Genomic DNA, 24,965 nt, shown 5'->3' with positions numbered 1-24,965 from the left:
CTTTTCACACTTCATCACCTGTATCGAATTATTTATTTGCTAAAAACTCATCGTATTGTTTTTGCATTTCTTCTTTTACTTTTTTGTAGGATTCTTCTGCTTCCAATTTTTTCAACATTTCTGGAACAGCAACATCAGGATCCACAGTACCAGTATTGATACTTGCTGCATATTGGCTCATGATATTTTGGATACTTGTAATTTCAGTCTTAACTGCATCAGCATTGAAGTTGAAGCCAAGAAGTGGAGACTCTTCTGCACCCGCCAGCAATTCTTCTGCTTTTTTCACATCTTCATCTGTTACCTTGTCAGTGATGTACAGAATTTGGCTGTTACCTGTGTTCCAAGCTGACATACGAGTATCGCCTTTGTAACCATCCAACAACTTGATACGATTTTCAGCACTTGGGTCTTTTTCCCAGTTGACGCCCTCTGGACCAAATACCAAGCCGTTCAGCAATTCTGGATTTGTATTGATAAGAGTCAATACCTCCATAGCTTTTTCTTTGTTCTTAGATGTTTTTGAAATGACAAAGTTTGCTACTTGGGTAGATCCGCTTGTCTTATAGGCAGATGTGATTGGTTTAGAAGTAATCTTATAGCCTGCAACTGTTGAAAGGAGGCTATCACCAAAGTCAGCTGGTCCTTGTGTTTCTTCACGAACGAACCAGTTTGCTACATCAAGTGAGAAGGTTGCGTCAGTAGTCGCTACATCTGCCATAATGTAGCCAGCCTTATAGTATTTGTGAATGGTACGAAGGTTATTCATGTGACGATCCACTTCAAATGGGTTTACCACTTTTGTAGTGTCGCCTTTCAAGTCGATAGCAAATGGTAACTCATTTCCAGCTGGATATTCCAAACCGTCTGTTGATGGTTTGCTAGATTTTACCCAGGCAAATGGTGTCACATCTGCTTCTTTTTCTTTGATAGTTGCCAACATGCTTTCCACATCATCGTAGCTATCTACTTTAGAAATGTCAAAACCATACTTATCAACCATGTCTTGGTTGAAGGAAAGCATCTGTTGACTAGCTACGTTACCGATGACAGGGACTGCGTAGATTTTTCCGTCGATGGTATTTCCTTTGATGTAGGCAGGATCAATAATGTCATAGAGAGCCTTGCCTTCTTTCTTGTAAAGTTCTGTTAAATCAGCATAAGCTCCTTTTTGCGCATTGATAATATAGTTGTCTGCAAAGGCAATATCATATTCCTCACCAGATGAGGTAATAATGGCCATTTTATCCTTATAGTCACCCCATGAGATATACTTGATGTCTAGATGGGCACCTGCTTCTTTTTCGATAATCTTATTGGCATTTTCCAAAAGAACATCGATGTTTTTCGGTGCGTCTCCGATTTGATACATGAGGATGTTTGTCAATCCATCTTCTGTTGTAGCGCTACTTGATGCGGTCTTATTTCCAGTCAGACTACCACAAGCGGCAAGGGCAGCTGCGGACGCAAGTGTCACGCAGGAGTAGGCAAATTTTTTCCATGTTTTCATTTGGCTGTTCCTTTCTATTTTTTTAGATAATGAAGTATGGAATACGATTGTTAAGATAAAGTGATGTCTCTACTCTTTGACTCCGCCAATTGTCAAACCTTTGACAAAGTAACGTTGGAAGAAAGGATAGAGACAGGCAATTGGTAGAGTCGATACGACCACAATAGCCATACGTGTTGCTTCTTTTGGAAGGGCCCCTGCAACTTCTGAGGACATAGCCGCTGCCGCGGCAGCATTTTCAGAGAGATATTGAATGTTTGCTTGAATTTTCATCAGCAGGTATTGGAGGGGGAAGAGGTTATCGCTCTGGATATAGAGGAGAGCGTTGTACCAGTCATTCCAAAAAGCGAGGGCTGTAAAGAGAGCGATGGTTGCGATACCTGGTAGGGTTAGTGGCAAGCAGATTTGGAAGAAAATCCGAAATTCACTGGCCCCGTCAATCCTGGCGGATTCGATAATAGACTCAGAAATAGTCTTTCTAAAGAAGGACCTCATCACCATGATATTGAAAGGAGACAGCAGCATGGGTAGAATCAAGGCTGCCACTGTATCTTTGAGATTTAAAAACGAGGTCATGACGATATAGGTTGGAATGGTCCCTGCGCTAAACAGCATGGTAAAGAGAGCCATCAGGGTAAAAAATCGTCTGTATCTGAAACTGTTTCTCGAAATGGCATAGGCGTAAAGAACGGTGAAGAAGACATTCAAACTCGTCCCTACAATGGTCACAAAGAAGGTGATAAAGAGGGCTTGGAGAATCTGATCTTTCAATTGAAAGAGATATTCATAACCTGCCAAACTCCATTGCTCTGGCCAGAAAGAATAACCGTTGATAGCCAAGCTTGTCTCATCTGTCATAGAAATGATGATAACAAATATGAAGGGAAGGGTACAGGATAGGGCAAATATCCCTAGTAAACTTGAGAAAAATAGATCTGTTTTCTTACTAAATGAATGAATAGAAACAGAAGTGATTTGTTTCTTTTTTTTCATACTCCCCTCCTAGAATAAGGCTGATTCCTTATCAAAGCGACGAACAATCAGGTTGGTCACTACTACCAAGATACAACCGACAACAGATTGATAGAGGCCTGCTGCGATAGCCATACCGATGTCCCCTGTTCCTGCAATTCCACGATAAACGTAGGTATCAAGGACTTGAGTCACATTGAAGAGAGGACCTGAATTTTTCGGAATTTGATAGAAAAGACCAAAGTCTGCTCGGAAGATATTTCCGACAGCCAGAATCGTTAAAATAGTCATCAGAGGCATTAACTGAGGAAGGGTGACATAGCGGATACGTTGCCACTTGGTCGCTCCATCCACAATCGCAGCTTCATAATAGGTTGGATCAATGCCCATAATGGTTGCATAATAAATAATACTGTTGTAGCCCAAACCTTTCCAAATTCCTAAGAAAAGCAAAATGAAGGGCCAATAGGTCGGTGTGCTGTACCAGTTGATAGGATCCATCCCCATTCCTTTGAGAATATTGTTTATCAATCCTTTATCTGGACTCAAAAATGCGTAAACGAAGAAACTGATAATGACCCATGAAAGGAAATAAGGGAACAAGGTTGTGGTCTGGTAGATTTTTACCAGCTTCTTCGACCGCATCTCACTAAAGATAATGGCAATACCTACTGCAAATATTAGCCCTAACACGATAAAACCAAGATTATATAAGATGGTATTTCTTGTGATGATATAGGCATCGGATGACTGAAATAGAAATTTAAAATTATCCAATCCTATCCACTTACTTTGTATGAGGCTATCCCAAAAACCGTTTCCTGTATGGCGATAGTCCTTAAAAGCAATCACATTGCCAAATACTGGAATATAGAAAAATAGAATGAGCCAGATGACTCCTGGCAATACCATTAGGAAAAAAATGGCATTTTGTTTTAGATTTTTTATGAGGTCTTTCATCATAGCTCCTTTCTATTATGAACCTTTACATTATTAGTTTACTCCTGATTGGGCCAACTGTGAATTGCCACATTATAGGCAAAATTCTACAAATTATAGGTGTATATAACAACCGATATATCTTCTGTAAAAAACAAAGAAAATCTGGGTTGCCAATCAACATTTGCATAAAAAATCGAGCCCTTTCGAGCTCGAATATCACTAGGTTGTGTAGATGGTTGAAGCCGTCGCAATAATCTGCCATTGGTTGGCAGTTGTCGCACGAAAACCCTTGTCCTGATGGAAGTCATCGTAAGGGAGAATTGGCACTTCTAGTTCATCTAGTTTAGGTACTTCATTGTTCAGATAGGCTTGCAACCGCTGGATTGCACGGCGAATGCGGGCATCCAAGCCACCTAGGCGAATGTCCACCGTATCCAGACCAAACACCTTCTTCTCTACCATCCATTGGTAGCTGAGTGCCTGATAGAAGCTTTCTAGGTCTATCCTTAGTTGCTGCAAACCGTCAACTTGTTCTGCCAAGACCTGACGATTTCCTTCCTGATAAGCCTGACGAATACCTACTGAAATTGCCGCCTTGGTCGCTAAAACCTGACACAACTTAGCCTGAGTATCAAAGAGATAGGCATAGCCCTTGGCTCGGCTTCCAATCTCTGCCAATCTAGGCGCTAATTCCTGATAAAAGGCACTGTCTTTTTCGGCATCAATATGCTCCTGCAACAAGGGGCAGAGAATATCCTGATACAAGATGTAGCGACTGGGATTGAAACCGTGATGACCTGGACCTGGGTGACTAGGTGTCTTATTTGGCAAATCCAATTGCAGGAAGTCATCTAGGGAAACTTGGTGTAGTTGATAGAAATGCTCAGCCAGACAGCCCAAATTTCCTCGGTACTGGAGTTCTGCCCAGGCATGAAGACTCGGCAAGATCGAAAAGGTTGCGCATTCTCCACCATTATCTCCCCAAGCGGTCACCGTCACTTCTTGGACGCCATACTCTTGGCAGGCAGCATGTGCTTCTGGTGCAATCCGCATACTGAAATCATTATCAGGAGTAAAACCAATCCATTTCCAGGCACCACTTGCAAAGGCAGTCTGATTTCCCAACTGCTGATGGCTAGCTAGTTTTTGAGCATAACTCTCACGGCTGGTCTGGTAGTAATCCCAATAAATCAAGGTCACTCTGTCCTTGAGACGATCCAAATAAGCCTGAATTTCCGAATCAATTTCCAACTGACCAGTATAATCCTTACTCGCTGTCAACAACTGGAAGAACATATCACTCCACATACTACAATGGAAGCCATACTTGTCAGCAATATCCAAGACCCGTTCCAAGTGTTGGCACATAATCAGACTTCGTTTCTGATAGCCGTGTTGATTGAGGTATTGACCCAGCCCAACCAAGTGAGCCTCATCCATACCGATGTTAATGGTCCGTGTTTTCAGATGGGACAAGGCTTCAAACATCTTATCAATCAAGGAATAGGTCCTCTCATCCCCAATCAAGAGAATATTGTCCACATCTCGAATGGCCTGAATAGATGATATATTCCACTTGAGGTAGGCAATCAGATGGGCCAAGGTCTGGATACAGGGAATAAATTCCATACCGTAACGGTGGCACTCCTCCTCAATAGCCTGCAATTCTTCTTTTGTATAGGCCCCTCGGAAATAGCCAAAATAGGGTTCATCACGCAGTTGGTAGGTATCTTCCATGTAAAGCTGGAAATGGCTGTAGCCCATCAAGGCCAATTGTCTAATCAAAATCTTACTGGCTTCAACCGTCAGGACAGCATTTCGAGAACAATCTTCCATAAAACCGAGTTGACGGTAGGTAGGTCTTTCTAGAATTTGTATGTCAGTCTCACCCTGAGCCAACTGACTAGCCAAAACAAGCAAGCCTCGATAAATCATGTGTTCTTCAGGCGCAAGGATACGGTAAGAACCTGCTGAACCTTCAATCCGCAAACCCTCCTTACCATCGACTTCAAGTTCTAACTGGCAATCCAAACCAAGCAAGGAACAAATCTCTTCCAAGACCCCCTCCGACTGCCGTAACGAATGGTTTATCTGTAACATGATCATTTCTCCTTATTGTAGGGTCTTCATATAAGCACCCATGAGATTGGCATCCTGCTGGTAGTGGCAGGCACGAATGGCAGGTAGATAAGGAAATTCTTCTGGATATTCCTTTTGAATAGCCTCTAGTTGCTCCTGAATAGCTTGGATAAAGACTGGATTCTGGCTGATAGAGCCACCTATAGCCAGCACTTCTGGTTCCAGGAAATAGGAGATATTTAAAATGCCATAGGCCAGATTGCGTGTCATTTCTTCAATGGCTAATTGACATACCTCATCTCCCTGTTCTGCTAGCTCAAAAATCCGCTTGCCGTTCCAATCTTCCACAGCTTCCTCATACTGACTAGCAACCTGTCTGACCAAACTTCCAGTAGAAGCAAGTTGGGACCAGTTTTTTAGAGGTCCCTTTCCAGTAGCAATCAGCATATAGCCAAATTCGCCACCGAAACCTTGTTTCCCTCGGATGAGTTTTCTATCCACAATCAAGGCACCACCGATGCCTGTCCCACAGACGACACAGGCAAAGGTCGATAGCTGGTCGTCAATAGCCAATTCACTCAGACCGACACAATTAGCATCATTTTCAAGATAGACTGGATAGCCATACTGACTTAATAACTCATACCAAGATACACCATGGATATAAGGAACGGCACTCAGCCCCTGGATGACACCTGTTTCAAGGTCTACCGCTCCAGGGATACTGAGGGAAATTGCCTCCAAGCCGTTTACCGGCTGAATAACACTGTCCATAAGCGCCAACAATTCCGCTAAACTGGCCGGTGTTGGCCATTCCTGTCGATGGTTGATTAGCTTATCTGACCCAATCAGGGCCCCCTTTATTCCCGTACCTCCAATATCAAAACAGGCTACTACCATATTCTTTCTCCTTTCCATGATAGCCAATGACCTCTGTTCGGATTGCCTGAGGTTCAATCCTAGCCGGCAAAGCCTCTAGTGGTTCTTCTAGCAAATCAACCCCCTCAGTCCACTCACTCCAGTCTGCTAACTGCTCCTGACTCATATTGTAGTAACGGAGCAGAATGCGGTCCGAAGTCTCTGCCACCTTCAAAGAAGTCACACATAAGCGGTCCTCTTCCAGTGCTGGATGACTCAAAAACTGATGATCACACGGCAGATGCCCACTATAGCTGGTTACTTGCTTAGTTAACAAGTGTCCTTGGAAGGCTTGCGCTCTTTGAAAGCTGGCAAAACCTTCCTCTACTGGGCAAATTTCAAAGGCATAGTCCAACTGACATTCCCTCAAACACTGGGCTTCTGGTGTTGGGAAGTAGCCCCAATCTCCTAGCTCTCCAGTCGCACGAAGCAGTGTCAAAGCTATCTTGCCCCTATCTAGGATTTCATACTCATGTAGGCCCTTGCTCGAAACGGTCATGGCTTGTCGACCATCTGATAGACTAATAAAACTGCGATGACGTTGAGGATTGGACGGATTTTCCCAAGCTGGATGTGGCTGATTTGGACGTTCAACGACTTCAAAGATGGAATCTGCCAAGTGATTCTCGGCTTCTATTCCAATATCAAGGACTGCTCGTAAGCGATGGTCCTTCATTTGATTGTGGAAATTTGTCTGGATGCGAATTTGGGGTTGGTGGCGGTAGAGGGTCAGATAGGTGGTAAGGAGCAGGTCTTTCTTTTCCTGACTCCTTTGAGATGTTCGATGTTTAAATTCTACCAGTCGCTTCTGTTCATCTTCCAGACTTATTTCCATAGCCACAGGTAGATGCAAACGGTGAGTGACCTTGGTAATGCTGACCGCTTCTGTTTGGTAGACAAGACCAAAGTCTTCTATCTGACCATAGATCGGTTGGTCATTCTTCGGCGCCATGAAGATATATTCATTGCCCAAATCTCCACAATCTTCAAAGCGTAACCAGTCTTTATAGGTTTGACCCGTTCTCTTGTCTTCTAGTAAGAGCTGACCATCCACCACGTCAATACGGTAGTAATCATTCTCAAACTGTTCACTTAAACTGCTATTCACCCTAGTGTCACCGATCGGCTTGACTTGATAGGTCTGCCATGAAAATGGTGCCTGATTTTCCACTACAAAGCGGACACGAATCTGGCGGGCAAAATTGGCAGAGCGAAAAGCATCTTTTGGTAAATCGTAGCGGAAGTTGACACCTAGATCTTCAATGGTTGCTTCCAGCTCTTGGCCTTGACTGGTAAAGAGACCCAAGGCTGGCAGAGAAATAGCTGCCATGGATTGGAAATGTTGTTCTAACTGCCCATCTCGGAAATCTTCCTGTTCAACAAGCAAATCAACCTCCACTAGCTGGGTTTGTCGGCAGGCTGTAGTATTGAAAACCGTAAATAGTAAGCCGTCTAATTGGCTAGAATCCACCTGCTTTTCCCACCTGTCTAGGGAGCGCTGGCTCAGGAAATGAGCGACTTGCTTGACCTTCTTAAAGCGAGTTTCCATCTCACTATGCACCTGGTCTACGCTACAACCACAGATGCTATCATGGGGGGCATTCTGCAACAAGAGTTTCCAGGCATAGCGCAACTCATCTCTCGGCACCTTATCTCCTGTCATCACCACCAAGGGTTCTACAACTTGTTCCAAAAGCTGACTGGCTTGGTCATTGGCCTGCTTGAGATAGATTCTCGAAGAGGCCGTATTTGCCAAGGTGTACCAGCCATCTGTTTCCTGGCTAGTCAATTCTCCCTTGACGCGGCTAAGGTCCTCGGGTAACTCTTCCTTGACAGCAGCTATGTATTCTTCAAAGCTTGAATGAACAAAGTCTATATCTGGATACAATGTTCGAGCCAGTCGCAAAGCTTGGCTGAGATTTTTCTGGACAGGCTGGTGATCACAGCCATTCATCAGCAGATAGTGGGAGGTTGAAGCGTATTTGCGGACATCTGCAAATTTTTTCTCCCAGAAAACACGCGCGTCCTCCTCATCAACTGGGATTTCATTGCCATTGCTGTACCAGTTAGCAAATAAAATTCCCAGAACCTGACTGCCATCTGCCCCCTCCCAAATCATCTCCGAGAAAGTGGACTGGAATTGGTCATCTCCCAGAACCTGATTATCAAAGCCAACTGGTTTAACCCCACGACCAAACAAGGCCACATCTATACCAGCCTGACGCAGTAGCTGAGGAGCCTGCCCCATATTGCCAAAAGTATCTGGATAGTAGCCAATCTTCGGAGCCTGTCCCCACTTCTTGCTTTCCAAGTGGCCCAGAAGGGTATTGCGCATATTGGCCTCGCTGGTGATGAGGTAATCATCCTGCAAGATGTAAAAGGGTCCAATAATCAGCCGACTGTCTTGAATGTATTTCTTCAATAATTCTCGATTCTGCGGACGAATTTCCAGATAGTCATCTAGAACAATGGTCTGTCCATCTAGATGAAAACTCCTAAACTCAGGATCTGTTTCAAACAAGTCAAATAGGTCATCAAATAGCTCTACTAAGCGCATCCGATGTTCTTCCAAAGGAAGATACCATTCCCTATCCCAGTGGCTATGTGAAATAATATGAACCGTTTCTTTTCCCATTTTATTCCTCCGGTCGTATATCATAATAATCTAAAACCAATTCGCAAAACATCATATTTGCCCAGGAGAACCACTCCCTAGAGTAAAGCGTCGGATCATCCACATGGAAACTCTCATGCATCAGTCCTGTACCGCCATCACAGGCCACCATGGTATCCAATAAGCGCGCTTTTTCTTCCTTGTCATCCGTCGTCAATCCTTGAATAGCCAAGGCAATCGGCCAAATATAGCGATAGAAGGTATGACTGGAACCAAGACCCGCAGCATAGTCTCCCTCATAGTAATAGGGATTTTCTTGACTTAAAATAGTCCGACGGGTTGCCAAATAGATAGGATCATCTTTGGAACAATATCCTAGATAGGGAGCCGCCAACAAGCTAGGGACATTGGGATCATCCATGATCGACTGATTGCCCAATCCGTCCACTTCATAGGCAAAAATAGTTTCTCCCGCCTGATTCTTGGTCAGCCCGAAGGTCCGAATCCCCTGGTCAATTTCCTGCGCCAACTGTCTGGCACCTTCAGCTAAATCTGAGAACTCCTCACTGGCAAACTGCTCTGCTATTTCCCCTAAATAGCCCAAGACGACGACCGCAAACATATTTGAGGGGATGAGGTAAGGGTAGATACAGGCATCATCGCTTGGACGAAAACCAGACCAAGTCATCCCTGTATAGGCGCAGGGAGCCCCTTTCCCTTGGTGCGTGAGGGTATCCTCTAGCCGGTCAGTGTCCCGTTCAAAGCTATAAGGGGAGTTTTCATGGTGCTGCTCCAATTTCCAGAGTTGAACAATTTTTTCAGCTGCCCCAAAGAAGGTCTGGTTAAAATGGCTGGTTTCCCCTGTCGCTTTCCAAAGTAGATAGGCTAATTGAAGGGGATAGCAGAGGGAATCCACTTCATATTTTCGCTCCCAAATCCAGGGTCCCATCTGAGTGTGGTCAGTCTGGTGCCCATGTCCATTGGCTGCCTGATTAAAGGCATTGGCATAAGGATCCATCAAAATAAAGGCCATTTGCCGCTCTACCAGACCTACAATCATCTGGCGCAATGTCTCATCCTTGCCTGCTAGGGCTAGATAGGGTTTGACCTGGGCTGTCGAGTCCCTCAACCACATGGCTGGAATGTCCCCTGTTAAGACAAAAGTAGTCCCATCCTCCAGCTGACTAATGGTCCTATCAAGCGTATCCGTGTAACACCTTTCAAATACACTCCCCCAACTTGGGTGATCTGCTGTTTTCTTCTGAATGTCCGTTAGCCACTTCTCTATGATTTCTTTTGTATAAAACATGATTTCTCCTTTTCATCCTTTGCTCAGACTTCTTCCAACCTCTATCTGGCAAGTCCATATCATTTTCATTGGACACAAGGTTCCTAGTATCAGTCTATACAATTCCAAATGCAAATCCTATACACAAATTAAACGCATTTTTACACAAATATTGCCAGTTTTAGAAACCGCTTTCTTTTTGCTCCCTTTCTCTATATAATTAGAATGACACTACTTGTTATCAATATCGTCTTTTAGTTTACTTTTAATACTCGCTTCAAAGGTTTGGGAAACCTTTGAAGGCTGGAGATAGTGCGAACCAAGTTCGCTTCAAAAGCCGCAGACATAACTCAATGCTTTTCTTGTTTCTAGGTGACCAGCTGATGTACTTCGCTTTTTTGTTTTCAGGCTCAGGTACGAATAGTCCACCGGACTATTCGTATCCCCCAGACTGTTTCAATCAGGCAAGGCGAGTTCAAACACTCCAGTGGAGTGTTTGAAGTTGGAAATAAGGAAACGGAGTTTCCTCTTATGTCTAAGTAATAAAAGTCAACTAAATGACGATAAAATAAAAAAGAAAAGGATAACCTATGCATACCTCCATCGTTTCAACCATTGACACCCGCTATGGTACTTATAACTCACATGCCTTTTCAAACGGAAATACCCTGCCATTGACAGGTGCCCCTTTCGGCATGAATTATTTTGCTCCCCAGACCAGCGACCAGACTGGAAACTGGTGGTTCAATCCCTATGAACCTGTCTATCAAGGCATTCGCTTGACCCATCAACCCAGTCCTTGGTTGGGAGATTTTTCCTCCCTCCTATTGACGCCTGTCACAGGCGAATTAACCCGAGATAGCCTCTTTCACCGTCAATCTAGCTACCAACTGGATCAGGCTGTTTTCCGACCTGACCTTCTTCAATTACAATCCAACCGCTATCGCTTGATAAGCCGTTTAGCTCCCAGCCGATACGGATCCAGTTTTGAGATAGCGTCTTTTGCTAACCAGCCTGTCGGAATAGTCTTCTATTCATCTGGAAAATCCATTTATCGACTGCTCAATCCTCATCAATTGCTCATTCAGATTTTTCAGGTCAGCGCCTGCCAATCCCCTGATTTCTGCATGTATGCTCTCCTAGAATTTGAAGAGGAAATAACAGAATGTTACCATCTGGTCAAGGATCGCAAGATAGCTAAAACGGAAGTGGTGGGAGAAGATTTGCACCTTCGCATCAACTTCTCAAGCACTTCTATCAAGGGGCGTTTGGCTACCTCTTTTATCAGCCCTGAGCAGGCCGCCTTTCTATTGAAAGATGTTCCTGACTTCCCCCAAGCCCAAAAACAGGCGGAAAGCAACTGGAACCAACTACTGGGCCGTGTTCAGATTCGTGACAAAAAAACAGAAGACATCAATTTCTTCTACCACTGCCTCTATCGTTGCCTACTTTACCCACAGACTTTCTACGAACCTAGTCCTGATGGACAAGCCATTCATTTTGACCCTATCAGCAACCAGGCCAAACTAGGCAAATTTTTCACCAACAACGGCTACTGGGACACCTTCCGTTCCTCCTATCCCCTGCTTTCACTTATCTACCCAGACTATTTGGAAGAGTTTCTCCACGGCATTCTCCAACACTATCGAGATACTGGATTTTTACCCAAATGGCTATCACCAGACGAACGCGGTATCATGCCAGGAACTCTTGTAGATGGAGTCATTGCTGATGCGGCCTGCAAGGGACTTGTTCCTGATTTGATGGAAGATTTTCTCCAGGCCATGATAGAAACCAGTCAAAAGACCGATGCGGATCAGCGCTACGGTCGCCATGGTAGTCAGATTTACCGCCAGTTAAACTATCTCCCTCTTGATTTCAACGAATCTGTGAGCCATTCTCTTGATTATGCCTACAGTGATTGGGCTATCAGCCAAGTAGCAGAAAAACTGGAGCAGGACCAACTGGCTAAGCAGTACGCTCAAATGAGCCTGGGCTACCGACAGTTATTCGATAGCCAAACAGGTCTCATGCGTGCCAAGGATAGACAGAAACAATTCCGAGCAGATTTTTCCCCTCTAAGCTGGGGAAGAGACTATGCCGAATGTTCTGCCCTACAAGCAACCCTGTCTGTCTTTCATGACATCGATGGACTGATCGAATTGATGGGCGGAAAAGAAGCCTTTACCACCTACCTCATCCAACTGTGCAATCAGGAAGCTTTTTTCTCACCTGAACAGTACGGCTACGAAATCCACGAAATGTCTGAAATGGCACAAGCCAATCTCGGTCAGCTTGCTATTTCAAATCAACCGAGCTTCCATATCCCTTATCTTTTCCAATGGTCCACCAAACCAGAATACACTAGTCTGCTCATTCACAAAATCAGACAAACAGCTTTCAAGACAGGTTTTCAAGCCTATCCAGGTGACGAGGATAATGGTAGCCTTTCAGCCTGGTACATTTTCTCCTGTCTAGGCTTCTATCCTGTCTGTCCAGGAAAAGCTGACTACCAAATCGGACTACCGCATTTTAAGGAAGTAGACTTGCTACTTGCAGATCAACACAAGCTGACCATTTCTACTCCAAAAAGCGAGGCAAATTCCCAGTTTGTCAAGAAAGTTTCATTAGACAAACAAGTCGTCCAAACCATCAAGCATGACCAACTGATAAAATCAAACTGCCTAGAATTTGACCTATCTATACTACCAAGTAACGAGGCACACTCTTAGAAAAATAAATAGTCAGGGAGCAACCCCTGACTATTTATTTTATTCACCTTGCTTTCTGAGCTTAACTAACTGTGATAGGCCAGCCAGAGCCACACCAACTAACCCAAGAAAGACATACTTCTCCTGATAGGTATCACCAGTTTGTGGAAGACCACTCTTCTGCAGAGAAGCATCTCTGATCTGCTTTTCAACCTGCGGGCTATTTTCTATCATTAAAGTCTTCTCTTGCTGGATAGGCAAACTGCTACCGACCTCCACTATTTTCGGCTGACTCTCATCAGCAACTGTTCGTGAATACAGCTCGCGACGACCATCACTATAGACTAGGTGAGCTACCATCATTTGACCATCAGCCCCCTCCTGAACAATTCGCTCTTGGCCCAGTGGCAAATCAGTGCTGGTCCGTGTGATGATTTGTCTCGGCACCAGCTCATAGGTCAAATCCATTCTCGGTTTTTCAGGAGCTAGTAAATTCTTAGACTCCATCGAATCTCTTGTACCGACATGCGTTACCAGACTAGACTGTTCAAACAAAGCAGTCCATTCACTGAGCAGCTCCTTCATCTCATCTGGACGAATACTATCCGAACCCAAAATTTTCTCAGTTTTTTCAAGTAAAGAACTCAGCTCAGAAGAATTTATAGGCCTATCTATTCCTTTCACCTCTTGGATTAGCTGATTGAGACGCCCAAGATCTGCTTGGTAAAGTTTCTCCCCATCCAGCTCTCCTAACTGTTTCTCTAAAAGAGTTTGAGCGGCTTCAACCTGCTCGACTGTCCGATTGGTATCTGCTACCACAGACTTAGCTTCTTCCAAGGCAGTTTGCAAGGCAAGTTGTGTCTGCTCACTAGAATAGAGATAGGCTGTTTGGGTTTGTAGAGCCTCAATTTCTGCTATTTTCTGCTTTAGATACTCATCATTGACGATTGGCTTCGGTGAAACAAGGACATCAAATGAAGTCTCCAAACCAGCATACCGCAAACCTAGGCTCTGACGCCCCTCTTTACGGGAATCGAAACCAACAATCTCTACTCCAGCTTCTGTCAAAGAGAAGGACTGAGTTGACTCATCGTCATAGATAATAGCAAATCGACCATTTGTGACATCCAAATCATCTCCTACAACATACTGCACTTTTGGTAACTGTTGGATTTCTAGACCGACTGCTTTTTTCTCACCTTGGGCTATATCTTCAACAACATATACCATCAGTGGCTGAGCAAGTGTTTCTCCTAGATAGGAAACGGTCAATGTTTGTTCACCTAATTTTTGCGGATCAAATCCCCTTACTGTAACTGCCGGATTGGTGGTATTCACCCGTTCAGCAGGCCAATCTCCTTCAAAAGCTACACGGAATTGTGCTCCTGCAAGCGATAAAGGACTACCTTGTCGGTAAACTTTTTTCGCTAGGGGAGCTATCCATTCCATCGCTTTCACGACTTTTTCACCTTGCGGAACGCGAATGGCCAATAGATTGCTCCAATCCTTTCCTTCCTCCAGAGTACGGTAGTAAATGAACTCAGGCAGGGACTCAAAGCGAATCGGGTCAAATATAAGATTTCCTGACTCTGTCGATTCCAATTCTGCCAGTGCTTTTACGGCATCTGGGCTAGAATAAAGCGCTATTTTCCGAGTGGCAGGGACATCCTTGAAACCTACTTGAATCTGGTGATTACCGAGATGGCGAGCAACAGCATGGGTCATCGGAATATTTGGTGTCTCCATGTCCAATTCTTCATACATACGCCAATTATAAATACGAATGGCCTTCCAAGGAGTACCATTATCAGAAGTCAAGACATCCAAACGCCATTCCTGCGCTCGAATTGGCTTGTCCAATACGATGTCTGTCACATGATCACGATTGCCACGAACTTCTTTGGCTAACACCCAATCACCATTCTCATTTTTATAATAGAGATCGAAATCCTTGGTGTTCATTAAGCCATCATTGACCGATTCACCACCTGCACCAGCATGATCCATAGCCCATCGAACGACTGTCCGAGGTTGGGTCAAACGAATATCTACATGGCCACTCAATTGATGGGAAGACCATTTATCTGACAGACTGGTAATGGTCCCATTCAACATGCCCTCAATGCCCTCAATGCCTTCTTTTTTAGCAAAACTTGAACCGATGACTTCTGCTCCGAGAACAATGTTTTCTGCCGATGGTTTAGGAAGGCTAGTATCTTTCACCGTCATCTCCCAATCAAAGATAAACTCCCCTGCTTCCGAACGCAAACCATTTTTCCCAACGGCATGAACTTTCAAAGCTTGGGTTCGACCTTCTGCCTGAGCAGAACGAACTAGCTGAGGGAGGTAAATCCTTGTATTAGAAGAACCTGTCAGCAATTTCCACTGTCCGTCGACCTGCGCATATACTTCATAATAGTCTGCATCATCTGTCCCTGTAAAGCTAATCACAGCTTCAGCATCTTGGGCATTCTTCAATCGCTTAGCAAGGACTTGGCCATCTTTCGGTGCAGTAGGTGAATTTTCTTGGTCATAAATAGCCAACTGCCCTAAACGAAAATCAAAATCTGACAGCGCTGCTTCATTTTCAACAACCACTTGGACACCGTACACTGTCTTTCCTGCCAGACTAGATAAATCAAAGGTCTGATCTTGCCAATCTCCTGATAGTTTAAGCAAGCGCCACGCTTCTTTATTCGCAAATTGATAATCTGGTTCAAGCGCTAGAGCTAGGGAGATATTTGCACCTTGCCCTCCTTTGTGCGCAACCCTCAAACGACTTGTTTCTGATAGAGGAATCTTGGTGGAATACAACTTAATTTCCTGCTTACCATCTTTTTCCAAATCGCCTGTAAAACGAAGAGAGTTGCCCCCATTATAAGCATCATCAAAATCATAAGCCGCAGCAAGCTTTTCACCACTTGCTTCAATCCACCACCGCCAGGTTGGTAAAATACCAGACACAGAGCGATAATTCCATTCCCCATCTTTGGCAACCTTGCCATCTACAAACCATTTTTTCCCGTGCCCTGTATTAAAGGAACTATTGAAATTACTGCTTGTAATAGCCGTCTTATCCGCAATGAGATTGGCCAAGCCATACCAATTTTTATCCGAAGGTTTCTGTTTGGTTGGATCACCTTGATAGCCTGTAAAGAAGATATTCTCATTCTCATGATAATCCTCACCCGTCGCACCCAAACTTGTAATGGTATCTGGCGCAAACAAACCGAGTGATAATTTCAATTTCCCATTTTCATCAAACAGAGCATCCCAGTTAATTTGCGTTTTGTAAGAGCCTCCCCGTTGCAATTCAAATCCAGCAAAAATATCAAATGGATCTCGACCGATTCGTTTCGCCACTTCGATTGAATAGTTATTTTTCGCCCGTGTCCAGTTAAAATTCGCAAAGAAACGATCCGCAGGGACCTTGTCTCCTTCCTTTTCCATAAACGGATAGTTGTACTCACCCAAACCATCTTCGTGATAGCGACCATATTCGTAGGTCATGGCATCATACCAAGAATACGTAATCGGATAACCAATCGATTCTGCATATTCCTTGGTATAGAGCATGAAGTTTCTCATTGTTTCCCCTAATGGTTGAACCATGCTTCCTGTAGTCTCTTGATTAATGAAATAACCATCGAAACCATAGTATTTTGCCATATCTACCAACTTACGAGCCACAGGAAAACTTCCATCAGGATCCTGTCTCATAGAAGCCACAAACTTCTCTTGGTCTTCAATACTACTGGACCAATTGTAGAAAATCGTTCCCAAAACAGGCACACCATTGCGGTGTCCAGCATCAATGACGTCTGGGCTAGGAATCAAGCCTTCCCAAAATACCATTGAATCAATATACTGCCAGTAATCAAAGGCATAGGCTTTAAACTCTTCTCCCCCAACAGAGGCATGGTCTTTCGCCTTAGAGTTGGTATTTGAAAGAGCTTCTACCTTTGCATTCTCATTGGCTCTCTCATTGACGACATGCCCTCTAAAGCGCTCAACCAACTCTACAGAAGCACGGTTCAAATCATCATCTGGACGAGCACCCGGCTCCCAGGCAAGCACCTGATCCCAGTTGTCAAACTTAATCTCTTTCGGACGAATTCCTTGATCCTCTACCTGAGGAAAATCAGAAAGCAACAGACCAAAATCCGAAGAATCTATCTCTTTATCTTCCGCTTCCTCTGTATCCTCTAGTTTATTTTCTGGATTATCAGACGGAGTTGAAGGTAGTTTTTCTTCTCTACTATCTGATACAGATACTTCTCCATTCAACTCTTCGGTCACCGCTTTCTCATCTGCTGAAATTAGTGATATTCCTTCCTCAGCTTCGGTCTTTTCCACATGTTCGTTCCCTACCGAAGAGAGCTCAACAGCTGGCTCTGACAAGCTGTCCACATTTTCTAGCTGGTCCGCAGAAACCTGTGTCCCAAATAAGGTCGCACCAATCAAAACAGAACAGGCACCTATTGTAAATTTTCGAATACCGAATCGCTCACGTTTGTCGAAATCACATTTTGTCATATTTTCCTCCTACACAATTCTAGTGCTACAGCTATTCTCAATTTACTCCTTTCCAGATCATAGTTGGCACATGCTACCTTTGATAGAACAGCTATCACACGAAGTTTATCAGGTTTTATTAATTCCATTGTACAGAGGAAAAATATGACCTTCAAGCCCTCATGGTCCCCTTCTTTAAATCAGATAAAAAGAACTTTAGTTTAGAGAAAACAAAAAAGAGGAAGTTTCCCTCCTCATTGTCTTAGTTAATTATTTTCTACAAACTTAATACACCAGCCCACCAGTTCATCCAGGCGTTCCATCTGCTCGGTCATGTGCAAATAGCCCAAAACCGCCTCAAAACCTGTGGACATCCGATAGGTGACCACGTCCGCATTCTTGGCCTTGGTGTGGCTATTGGTATTGCGCCCCCGCTTGTAGATTTCTTCCTCTTTTTCGGTCAATAGCTGAGCTTCTAAGAGGGCAGAAATCAGGCCTGCCTGAGCCTTGGCCGAGACGTATTTGTTAGCCTCTCCATGCAATTTGTTAGGCTTGGTCAGCCCCTTGAAAATCAAGTGCCGTCTGATATACATGGAATAAACAGCATCCCCTTCGAAAGCCAGAGCAATTCCATTGATGAGATTGACATCTACTGCCTTAGTCACGTGTCCACCTCACACCATCCTTGGTATCCAAGAGCTTGATGCCCTGGGCTGCCAATTCATCACGAATGCGGTCAGCCGTCGCAAAGTCCCGATTGGCACGCGCTGCTTGACGTTCTGCTATCAAGGCTTCAATCTCGCTGTCCAAGACTTCTTCTTCAAAGACAATACCAAAGACGGCGAGCATCTTGCCAAAGGCTTCTTTTACAGTTTCATCGTAATTGCCTGAGTTGATCCACTTGGCAAAGTCAAAGATAGCCGTAATCCCATTTGCCGCATTGAAATCATCATCCATTGCCGCTTCAAAGGCCGCCAAATGCAATTCAAGAGCTGACTTATCCACAGAGTTTTGCACAGGTTGTGTATAAGTATTTTTCAGATATTTTAGATTGATTTCCGCATCTGAAATAGCCTTCTCAGTGTAGTTGAGTGGACGGCGGTAGTGCTGGGTAGATAGGAAGAAGCGCAAGACCTGACCGTCAATTTGTTCCAACATGTCATGTGCTGTCAGGAAATTGCCCAAGGACTTGGACATCTTCTCATCGTTGATATTGAGCATGGCATTGTGCATCCAATAATTCGCAAAAGTCTGACCTGTCTTGCACTCAGACTGGGCGATCTCATTAGTATGGTGAGGGAATTCCAAGTCCGCACCACCACCGTGAATGTCAATGGTAGCTCCCAAAATCTCTGTCGCCATGACCGAACACTCGATATGCCAACCTGGACGACCTGCTCCCCAAGGACTTTCCCAAGACACTTCACCTGGCTTGGCAGTTTTCCACAGGGCAAAGTCGAAAGGATGTTCTTTCAGTTGACCTTCTCCCTCAACCCGCCCAGAAGCACCAGCCTCCAAGTCAGACAGGGTTTTGTTGGCCAAACGAGCATAATTCTCCGCCTTTTCCACACGGAAATAGACATCTCCAGAAGCTTCATAGGCGTAACCCTTGTCAATCAAGACCTGCACAAAATCAATGATTTCATCCATGTAGTCGATGACACGAGGATTTTTGGTAGCAGGCTTGACACCCAGTTTTGCCACATCTTCCTTGAAGGCTGCGATAAACTTATCAGACAGTTCCTTGGTTGTCATGCCAGCTTCATTAGCAGCTTTGATAATCTTGTCATCCACATCCGTAAAGTTTGAGATGTAGGTCACATCATAGCCACGGTATTCAAAATAACGGCGGATAGTATCAAAAGCCACAACGCTACGGGCATTACCGATATGGATATAATTGTAAACCGTCGGACCGCAGACATACATCTTGACCTTACCCTCTTCCAAGGGTACAAAGTCACGCAGACTGCGAGTCATGGTATCGTAAATTTTAATCATAGCTTCTCCATTACTTCTGAGTATTCTTTAGGACTTGATACTTTTGATACAATTTTACTAGCCAATAAGCTGTCGCGGCCAACCAAATCATCCCTACCTGCCAGCTTCCTTGGGAGAATTTAAGGATAAACATGATTGTCCCAGCAATGGCGGTCAACACATAAGGCCAGTTTTGTCTTACTAATTTTTTTAACATGATCTACTTTCTAATTTTCTTGCAATCGCCATAGCCACTTCAAAGAAGGTCATACTGTCAGCCATCCGCTTTCCTACAAATGTGACGAACGGTGGCTGGCTTCTCGTAATTCCGCAAGCTTAGTCGTGTAGTGTTCACGGCCATCTTCCATGTCATGAATGACCTTCTCATCTTTTTGACCGTGTACACGGACAATTTTAGCTGGCATACCGACCACTGTCACATCTGCTGGAACATCGGCTAGGACAACGGCAGCTGCACCCACTTTAGCATTTTCTCCGATTTCAACTGGTCCAATAACCTGTGCGTGTGCAGAAACAAGGGCACCCTTTCGGACAGTTGGATGGCGTTTACCCGTATCCTTTCCTGTTCCACCAAGCGTTACGCCGTGGTAGAGCATGACACCAGACTCAATAATAGCTGTCTCACCGATAACCAAACCAGCTCCATGGTCAATGAAGACTCCCGAAGCAATCTCGGCACCTGGATGAATCTCAATATTGGTCCAAAAGCGCCAAAATTGGCTGTGCATCCGAGCCAAGAGTTTAAAGCCTTTTTTCCACATCCAATGGGACAGACGGTGGGCAGCCAAGGCCTTGACACCTGGGTAGGTCAAAAGAACTTCCAAGGTCGTCCGTGCTGCCGGATCTTTTTCTTTTACAATCTCAATGGTGTCCTTCCACCAACCCATAGTCACTCCTTCTAGCGAGAAGACAAGCCCGCTACCGAACTTGTCTACTCAGCTTATTTCTTTTCAACCTTGTGGAATTTGAATTCACCAAAGTTGTTATCTTTTTTCTCTTTGTTGTCTTTATGACGGCGTGGTCTGTCAGAACGCTCGCGTTTTTCTGGCTCCACATAACCTTCTGGTTTTGGAAGAAGAGCCTTCATAGAAGCGTCAATACGTCCTTTATCATCAATCTTGATGACTTTAACATCGACAATATCGCCGATTTCAACTAGGTCTTCTGGTTTATTGACACGAGTCCAAGCCATTTCAGAAACGTGGACCAGGGCATCTGTCTTGTCAAAGAGGTTGACAAAGGCACCGAATTTCTCCAAACGGACAACTTTTGCCTGGAAGACTTCGTCCACTTTTGCCTCACGAACAAGGCCTGCGATGATTTCCTTGGTCCGCTCAATCGCATCGCGATCTGGTGAGAAGATCGCCACAAGACCGTCTTCGTCAATATCGATTTTCACGCCAGTTTCTGCAATAATCTTATCGATGGTTTCGCCACCCTTACCGATAACAATCTTGATCTTATCTATATCAATCTTGATAGTGTCAATCTTCGGTGCAGTTGGTGCCAAGTCAGGACGAACTTCTGGGATTGTCGCTTCGATGACATCAAGGATTTCAAAACGTGCCTTCTTAGCTTGTGCCAAGGCTTCTTCCAAGATTTGCGGTGTGATACCATCGATCTTGATGTCCATTTGAAGGGCTGTGATGCCGTCACGAGTACCCGCTACCTTGAAGTCCATGTCACCAAAGTGATCCTCAAGACCTTGAATATCGGTCAAGACAGTGTAGTTGGTACCGTCTGAAATCAGACCCATGGCAATCCCTGCAACTGGTGCCTTGATTGGCACACCACCTGCCATAAGGGCAAGGGTACCAGCTGTGATAGAAGCCTGCGATGAAGAACCGTTTGATTCCAAGACTTCTGCTACCAAGCGGATAGCGTAAGGGAAGTCTTCCAAGCTAGGTAGAACTTGCTCGAGAGCACGCTCACCAAGGGCACCGTGACCGATCTCACGACGGCCAGGTGCACCGTAGCGACCAGTTGAGCCCACTGAATATTGTGGGAAGTTGTAATGGTGCAAGAAGCGTTTCTTGTACTCGTCGTCCAATCCGTCGATGATTTGAGTTTCACCCATTGGGGCCAAGGTCAAGACAGAAAGAGCTTGCGTTTGACCACGGGTAAAGAGACCTGAGCCATGAACGTTTGGCAAGAAGTCCACTTCTGCGTCCAGCGGACGAATTTCATCCACACGACGACCGTCTGGGCGGACCTTGTCTTCTGTAATCAAACGACGAACTTCTGCGTGCTCCATGAGTTCCAAGATTTCATGGACATCCCGCATGATGCGGTCGAATTCTTCGTGTTCAGCATATTTTTCTTCGTAGGCTGCGATGACGGTCTCACGCACCGCATTGGTCGCATCTTCACGGGCCAATTTTTCTTCTACCTGCACCGCTTTTTTCAAATCGTCATTATAAGCTGCGACAATCTCAGCCTGCAATTCTGGGTCCACTTGAAGAAGTTCCACATCTGCTTTTTCCTTGCCGACTGCTGCTACGATTTGATTTTGGAAGTCAAGAAGTTCTTGAATAGCCTCATGACCTTTCAAGAGAGCTTCCAACATGATGTCTTCTGACAATTCTTTGGCACCAGACTCTACCATGTTGATAGCATCCTTGTTACCAGCTACTGTCAAGTCAAGGAGAGACTCTTCCATTTGAGCCTTATCAGGGTTGATGATGAGTTCACCATTGACATAGCCGACCTGGACACCTGCGATTGGGCCATTGAATGGGATGTCTGAGATTGCCAATGCCAATGAAGAACCAAACATGGCTGCCATTGGAGCAGAAGCATCTGGATCATAAGAAAGCACTGTGTTGATGACTTGAACTTCGTTACGGAAGCCTTCCGCAAACATTGGACGAATCGGACGGTCAATCAAACGAGCTGTCAAGGTCGCATCGGTTGACGGACGGCCTTCACGCTTCATCCAGCCACCTGGGAATTTACCAGCGGCATACATTTTCTCTTCATAGTTGACTTGGAGCGGGAAGAAATCGCCCGTTGCCATTTTCTTGGACATAACTGCCGCTGTAAGGACTGTGGAGTCGCCATAGCGAACGACAACCGCACCATTGGCTTGTTTGGCAACCTGGCCTGTTTCAACGACCAATTTCTTGCCAGCAAAAACCGTTTCAAATACTTGTTTTGACATGAATTGTCTCCTATTTTTTCTGAAATTTTTCTTGCGTGTTTTCTACAAAAGACAATCAAACAAGCTTGTTTCACTCTCTTTTGCACAAAACCACGCATACTTCTTATTTTATCATATTTGACGGAAAATGTGGGGAATTGAGGAAGGAATTTGATGGAAAATCTAACCTGCTATATAAACAACCGAACGAAACGAATACTCTTCAATCAAACGAAGAACACCCAGCTTTTTCCGAGCACTACACTCCCATAATGGAACATAAGAAAAACTGCCAATGTCCGAAGACATGGCAGTTTCCTATATTAACGACGGAGTCCGAGTGAGTGAATCAATTCACGGTAACGGTTTACGTCTGTGCGGCGTAGGTATGCCAACAAGTTACGACGGCGACCGATTTTTTTCATCAAACCACGGTAAGTTGCGTGGTCTTTTTTGTGTTGTTTGATGTGGTCGTTAAGGTGGTTGATTTCCCAAGTAAGTACTGCTACTTGTACTTCAACTGAACCTGTGTCGCCTTCATGACGAGCATATTGTGCCATGATTTCATTTTTTTTCTCTTTTGAGATTGCCATGATATGTTCTCCTTTGTTTTGAGCCTAATCCGAGTGACAGGTTGGCGACCTGTAACCAAGAAAAAGCTAGATTTGTCCTTTTGGACCTTAACCATTCTATCAAGGAATGGCTCTTTTGTCAACTGATTTGAGAAATAGCTGAGCTGCTCTGCTATTTTCAAAAAAAGCCAGCCGGAGCTGACTTTCTGCTTGTATATCACATTTACTCAGCCTTTTCTGCTTTTGGCAAGATAAGATTGAGGATAATACCTACAATGGCTGAGAGGGCTGTTCCTGAGAGGGTGATGGCACCGATGTTGAGAACTGCTCCACCAAGACCCAATACCAGCATTGAGCTTGCAATAATCAGGTTGCGGACTTGACCGAAATCAACACGGCTTTCAATCAAAACTTTCAAACCGTTTGAGGCGATAACACCGTAAAGTAAGATAGACATACCACCAAGAACGGCACTTGGAATAGTTGAGATAAGGGCTGTAAATTTACCCAAGAATGAGAAGGCAATGGCAATCAAGGCTGCGTTACGGATAACGGATACTGATGCGATGCGAGTCATACCGATAACCCCTGTATTTTCACCGTAGGTCGTATTGGCTGGTCCACCGATAAATGCAGATACAGCAGTCGCTACACCATCTCCAATCAAGGTACGGCTGAGGCCTGGGTCTTTCAAGAACTGGCGGCCGCAGATTTGGCTGAGAACGGTGTGGTCACCGATATGCTCAGCTACTGTTACAACAGCAATTGGTAAGATAGCAATCATTTCTGGACCGAAGTAGAAATTGTACGACTTGAAGGCACCTGTTTCAAATGGTAGGTAGAAACCTGGTAATTCAAACCAAGCCGCTTCCAAAACGGGTGTGAAGTCAACCAAACCAAGACAGAGGGCAATCACGTAACCACCGACAATGGCAATCAAGAAAGGAACAATCTTGGCGAAGCCTTTCCCTTTGGTATTGACAAAAGCAGCAATCAAGAAGGTTGCAATCGCCACGACGACGTTTTTCCAGTCGCCGTCTGCGACGAAGCCTGCTGAAGTCACGGCAGAGTTGGCAAGACCCAGACCGATGACGATAATCATTGGACCGATGACAATCGGTGGCAAGAGGCTGTCAATCCACTTAGTACCGATAACTTTGACAAGTGCAGCGATCAATACGTAAATCAAGCCGACGAAGAGAATACCAGTCTGAGCTGCCGACACATCACCACCCATTTCCTTGATAGCAAGGGCCATAGCTGAGATATAGGCAAAGGAAGAACCTAGGTAAACCGGCACCTTAAACTGTGTCGCTACTTGGTAAATCAAGGTCCCGACACCTGATGCGAAGAGGGCAACCGATACGGGCATACCGAGAATCAGCGGCACCAAAATCGTCGCACCAAACATAGCAAACACGTGCTGGAAACTCAACAAAATCCCTTGAAGCGGGGCTGGTTTCTCATGGACATCAAACAAAAGATTGGCTTTTGTACTCATAAATCTCCCATTCTGGGTACACAAAAAGACCCAGACTTTCTAAATATACATAGTCATAGGCCCTTAATAATTTTTCCTATTGTCTTTCTCACCTCACGGGATGAGTTTAAAAACCTACGCTTTTGGTATTGTAACATAAAGGTTCGGTTTATTGCAAGGGATTTTAAAAAAATTTATTTTTCTTTTACCTTCTTTTATACAAG

Annotated in this window: 16 protein-coding genes; 1 reads left to right on the top strand and 15 read right to left on the bottom strand. The window is 44.6% G+C overall.

Annotated features, from left to right (window positions below):
• Nucleotides 1-28 precede the first annotated feature (28 nt).
• The 7 genes from ODU41_RS00535 to ODU41_RS00505 all read right to left on the bottom strand — a co-directional run bounded on the left by ODU41_RS00535 (nucleotide 29) and on the right by ODU41_RS00505 (nucleotide 10,344).
• Nucleotides 29-1,510, bottom strand: a complete 1,482-nt coding sequence (locus tag ODU41_RS00535; protein ID WP_398578539.1) for an ABC transporter substrate-binding protein — start codon at nucleotides 1,508-1,510, stop codon at nucleotides 29-31.
• Nucleotides 1,511-1,579: 69 nt separating this feature from the next.
• The gene (locus ODU41_RS00530) at nucleotides 1,580-2,503 is read right to left on the bottom strand and encodes a carbohydrate ABC transporter permease (protein WP_012027800.1); all 924 of its coding nucleotides are present in this window, start codon (nucleotides 2,501-2,503) and stop codon (nucleotides 1,580-1,582) included.
• A gap of 9 nt (nucleotides 2,504-2,512) precedes the next feature.
• The gene (locus tag ODU41_RS00525; RefSeq protein ID WP_012775341.1) at nucleotides 2,513-3,442 is read right to left on the bottom strand and encodes a sugar ABC transporter permease; all 930 of its coding nucleotides are present in this window, start codon (nucleotides 3,440-3,442) and stop codon (nucleotides 2,513-2,515) included.
• 201 nt (nucleotides 3,443-3,643) lie between these two features.
• Entirely contained in the window at nucleotides 3,644-5,524 is a 1,881-nt protein-coding gene (locus tag ODU41_RS00520) for a beta-N-acetylhexosaminidase (RefSeq protein WP_398578538.1), read from the bottom strand.
• A 12-nt stretch (nucleotides 5,525-5,536) separates the two neighbouring features.
• Complete coding sequence (locus tag ODU41_RS00515; protein WP_398578537.1) at nucleotides 5,537-6,403, bottom strand: ROK family protein; 867 nt, start codon at nucleotides 6,401-6,403, stop codon at nucleotides 5,537-5,539.
• A complete protein-coding gene (locus ODU41_RS00510) occupies nucleotides 6,384-9,056 on the bottom strand; it encodes an alpha-mannosidase (protein ID WP_398578536.1) in 2,673 nt (890 codons plus the stop codon). The genes ODU41_RS00515 and ODU41_RS00510 overlap by 20 nt, the downstream gene beginning before the upstream one ends.
• Nucleotide 9,057: 1 nt before the next feature.
• A complete protein-coding gene (locus ODU41_RS00505; protein WP_044761615.1) occupies nucleotides 9,058-10,344 on the bottom strand; it encodes a glycoside hydrolase family 125 protein in 1,287 nt (428 codons plus the stop codon).
• 569 nt (nucleotides 10,345-10,913) lie between these two features.
• Between ODU41_RS00505 and ODU41_RS00500 the strand changes: the two genes are divergently transcribed.
• Nucleotides 10,914-13,055 (top strand): GH92 family glycosyl hydrolase, encoded by a 2,142-nt coding sequence (locus ODU41_RS00500; protein ID WP_398578535.1) that lies wholly within the window; start codon nucleotides 10,914-10,916, stop codon nucleotides 13,053-13,055.
• Nucleotides 13,056-13,094: 39 nt separating this feature from the next.
• Here the strand turns inward: ODU41_RS00500 and ODU41_RS00495 are convergent, their stop codons facing one another.
• The 8 genes from ODU41_RS00495 to ODU41_RS00460 all read right to left on the bottom strand — a co-directional run bounded on the left by ODU41_RS00495 (nucleotide 13,095) and on the right by ODU41_RS00460 (nucleotide 24,762).
• A complete protein-coding gene (locus ODU41_RS00495; RefSeq protein ID WP_398578534.1) occupies nucleotides 13,095-17,570 on the bottom strand; it encodes a bacterial Ig-like domain-containing protein in 4,476 nt (1,491 codons plus the stop codon).
• 245 nt (nucleotides 17,571-17,815) lie between these two features.
• Nucleotides 17,816-18,214 carry a Mini-ribonuclease 3 gene (locus ODU41_RS00490; RefSeq protein WP_012027808.1) on the bottom strand — a complete coding sequence of 133 codons (399 nt, stop codon included), beginning with the start codon at nucleotides 18,212-18,214 and terminating at the stop codon, nucleotides 17,816-17,818.
• On the bottom strand, nucleotides 18,207-19,550 hold the full coding sequence (cysS, locus tag ODU41_RS00485) for a cysteine--tRNA ligase (protein WP_105123737.1): 1,344 nt from the start codon (nucleotides 19,548-19,550) through the stop codon (nucleotides 18,207-18,209). Before cysS ends, ODU41_RS00490 begins: the two co-directional genes overlap by 8 nt.
• A 10-nt stretch (nucleotides 19,551-19,560) precedes the next feature.
• Nucleotides 19,561-19,746, bottom strand: coding sequence for a hypothetical protein (locus tag ODU41_RS00480; RefSeq protein WP_009910840.1), 186 nt, complete (start codon nucleotides 19,744-19,746; stop codon nucleotides 19,561-19,563).
• 73 nt (nucleotides 19,747-19,819) lie between these two features.
• On the bottom strand, nucleotides 19,820-20,437 hold the full coding sequence (gene cysE / locus ODU41_RS00475) for a serine O-acetyltransferase (RefSeq protein WP_015647409.1): 618 nt from the start codon (nucleotides 20,435-20,437) through the stop codon (nucleotides 19,820-19,822).
• Nucleotides 20,438-20,490: 53 nt separating this feature from the next.
• Entirely contained in the window at nucleotides 20,491-22,710 is a 2,220-nt protein-coding gene (gene pnp, locus ODU41_RS00470; protein ID WP_074391636.1) for a polyribonucleotide nucleotidyltransferase, read from the bottom strand.
• A 302-nt stretch (nucleotides 22,711-23,012) separates the two neighbouring features.
• Nucleotides 23,013-23,282 (bottom strand): 30S ribosomal protein S15, encoded by a 270-nt coding sequence (rpsO, locus tag ODU41_RS00465; RefSeq protein ID WP_002938849.1) that lies wholly within the window; start codon nucleotides 23,280-23,282, stop codon nucleotides 23,013-23,015.
• A gap of 202 nt (nucleotides 23,283-23,484) precedes the next feature.
• Nucleotides 23,485-24,762, bottom strand: coding sequence for a uracil-xanthine permease family protein (locus ODU41_RS00460; protein WP_024393459.1), 1,278 nt, complete (start codon nucleotides 24,760-24,762; stop codon nucleotides 23,485-23,487).
• Nucleotides 24,763-24,965: the final 203 nt, after the last annotated feature.

Origin of the sequence: Streptococcus sp. 2022WUSS083, from assembly GCF_044427155.1 — a bacterium.
In the GTDB taxonomy this organism is placed as follows: domain Bacteria; phylum Bacillota; class Bacilli; order Lactobacillales; family Streptococcaceae; genus Streptococcus; species Streptococcus hashimotonensis.
This window is presented reverse-complemented; position numbering and strand designations above follow the sequence as displayed.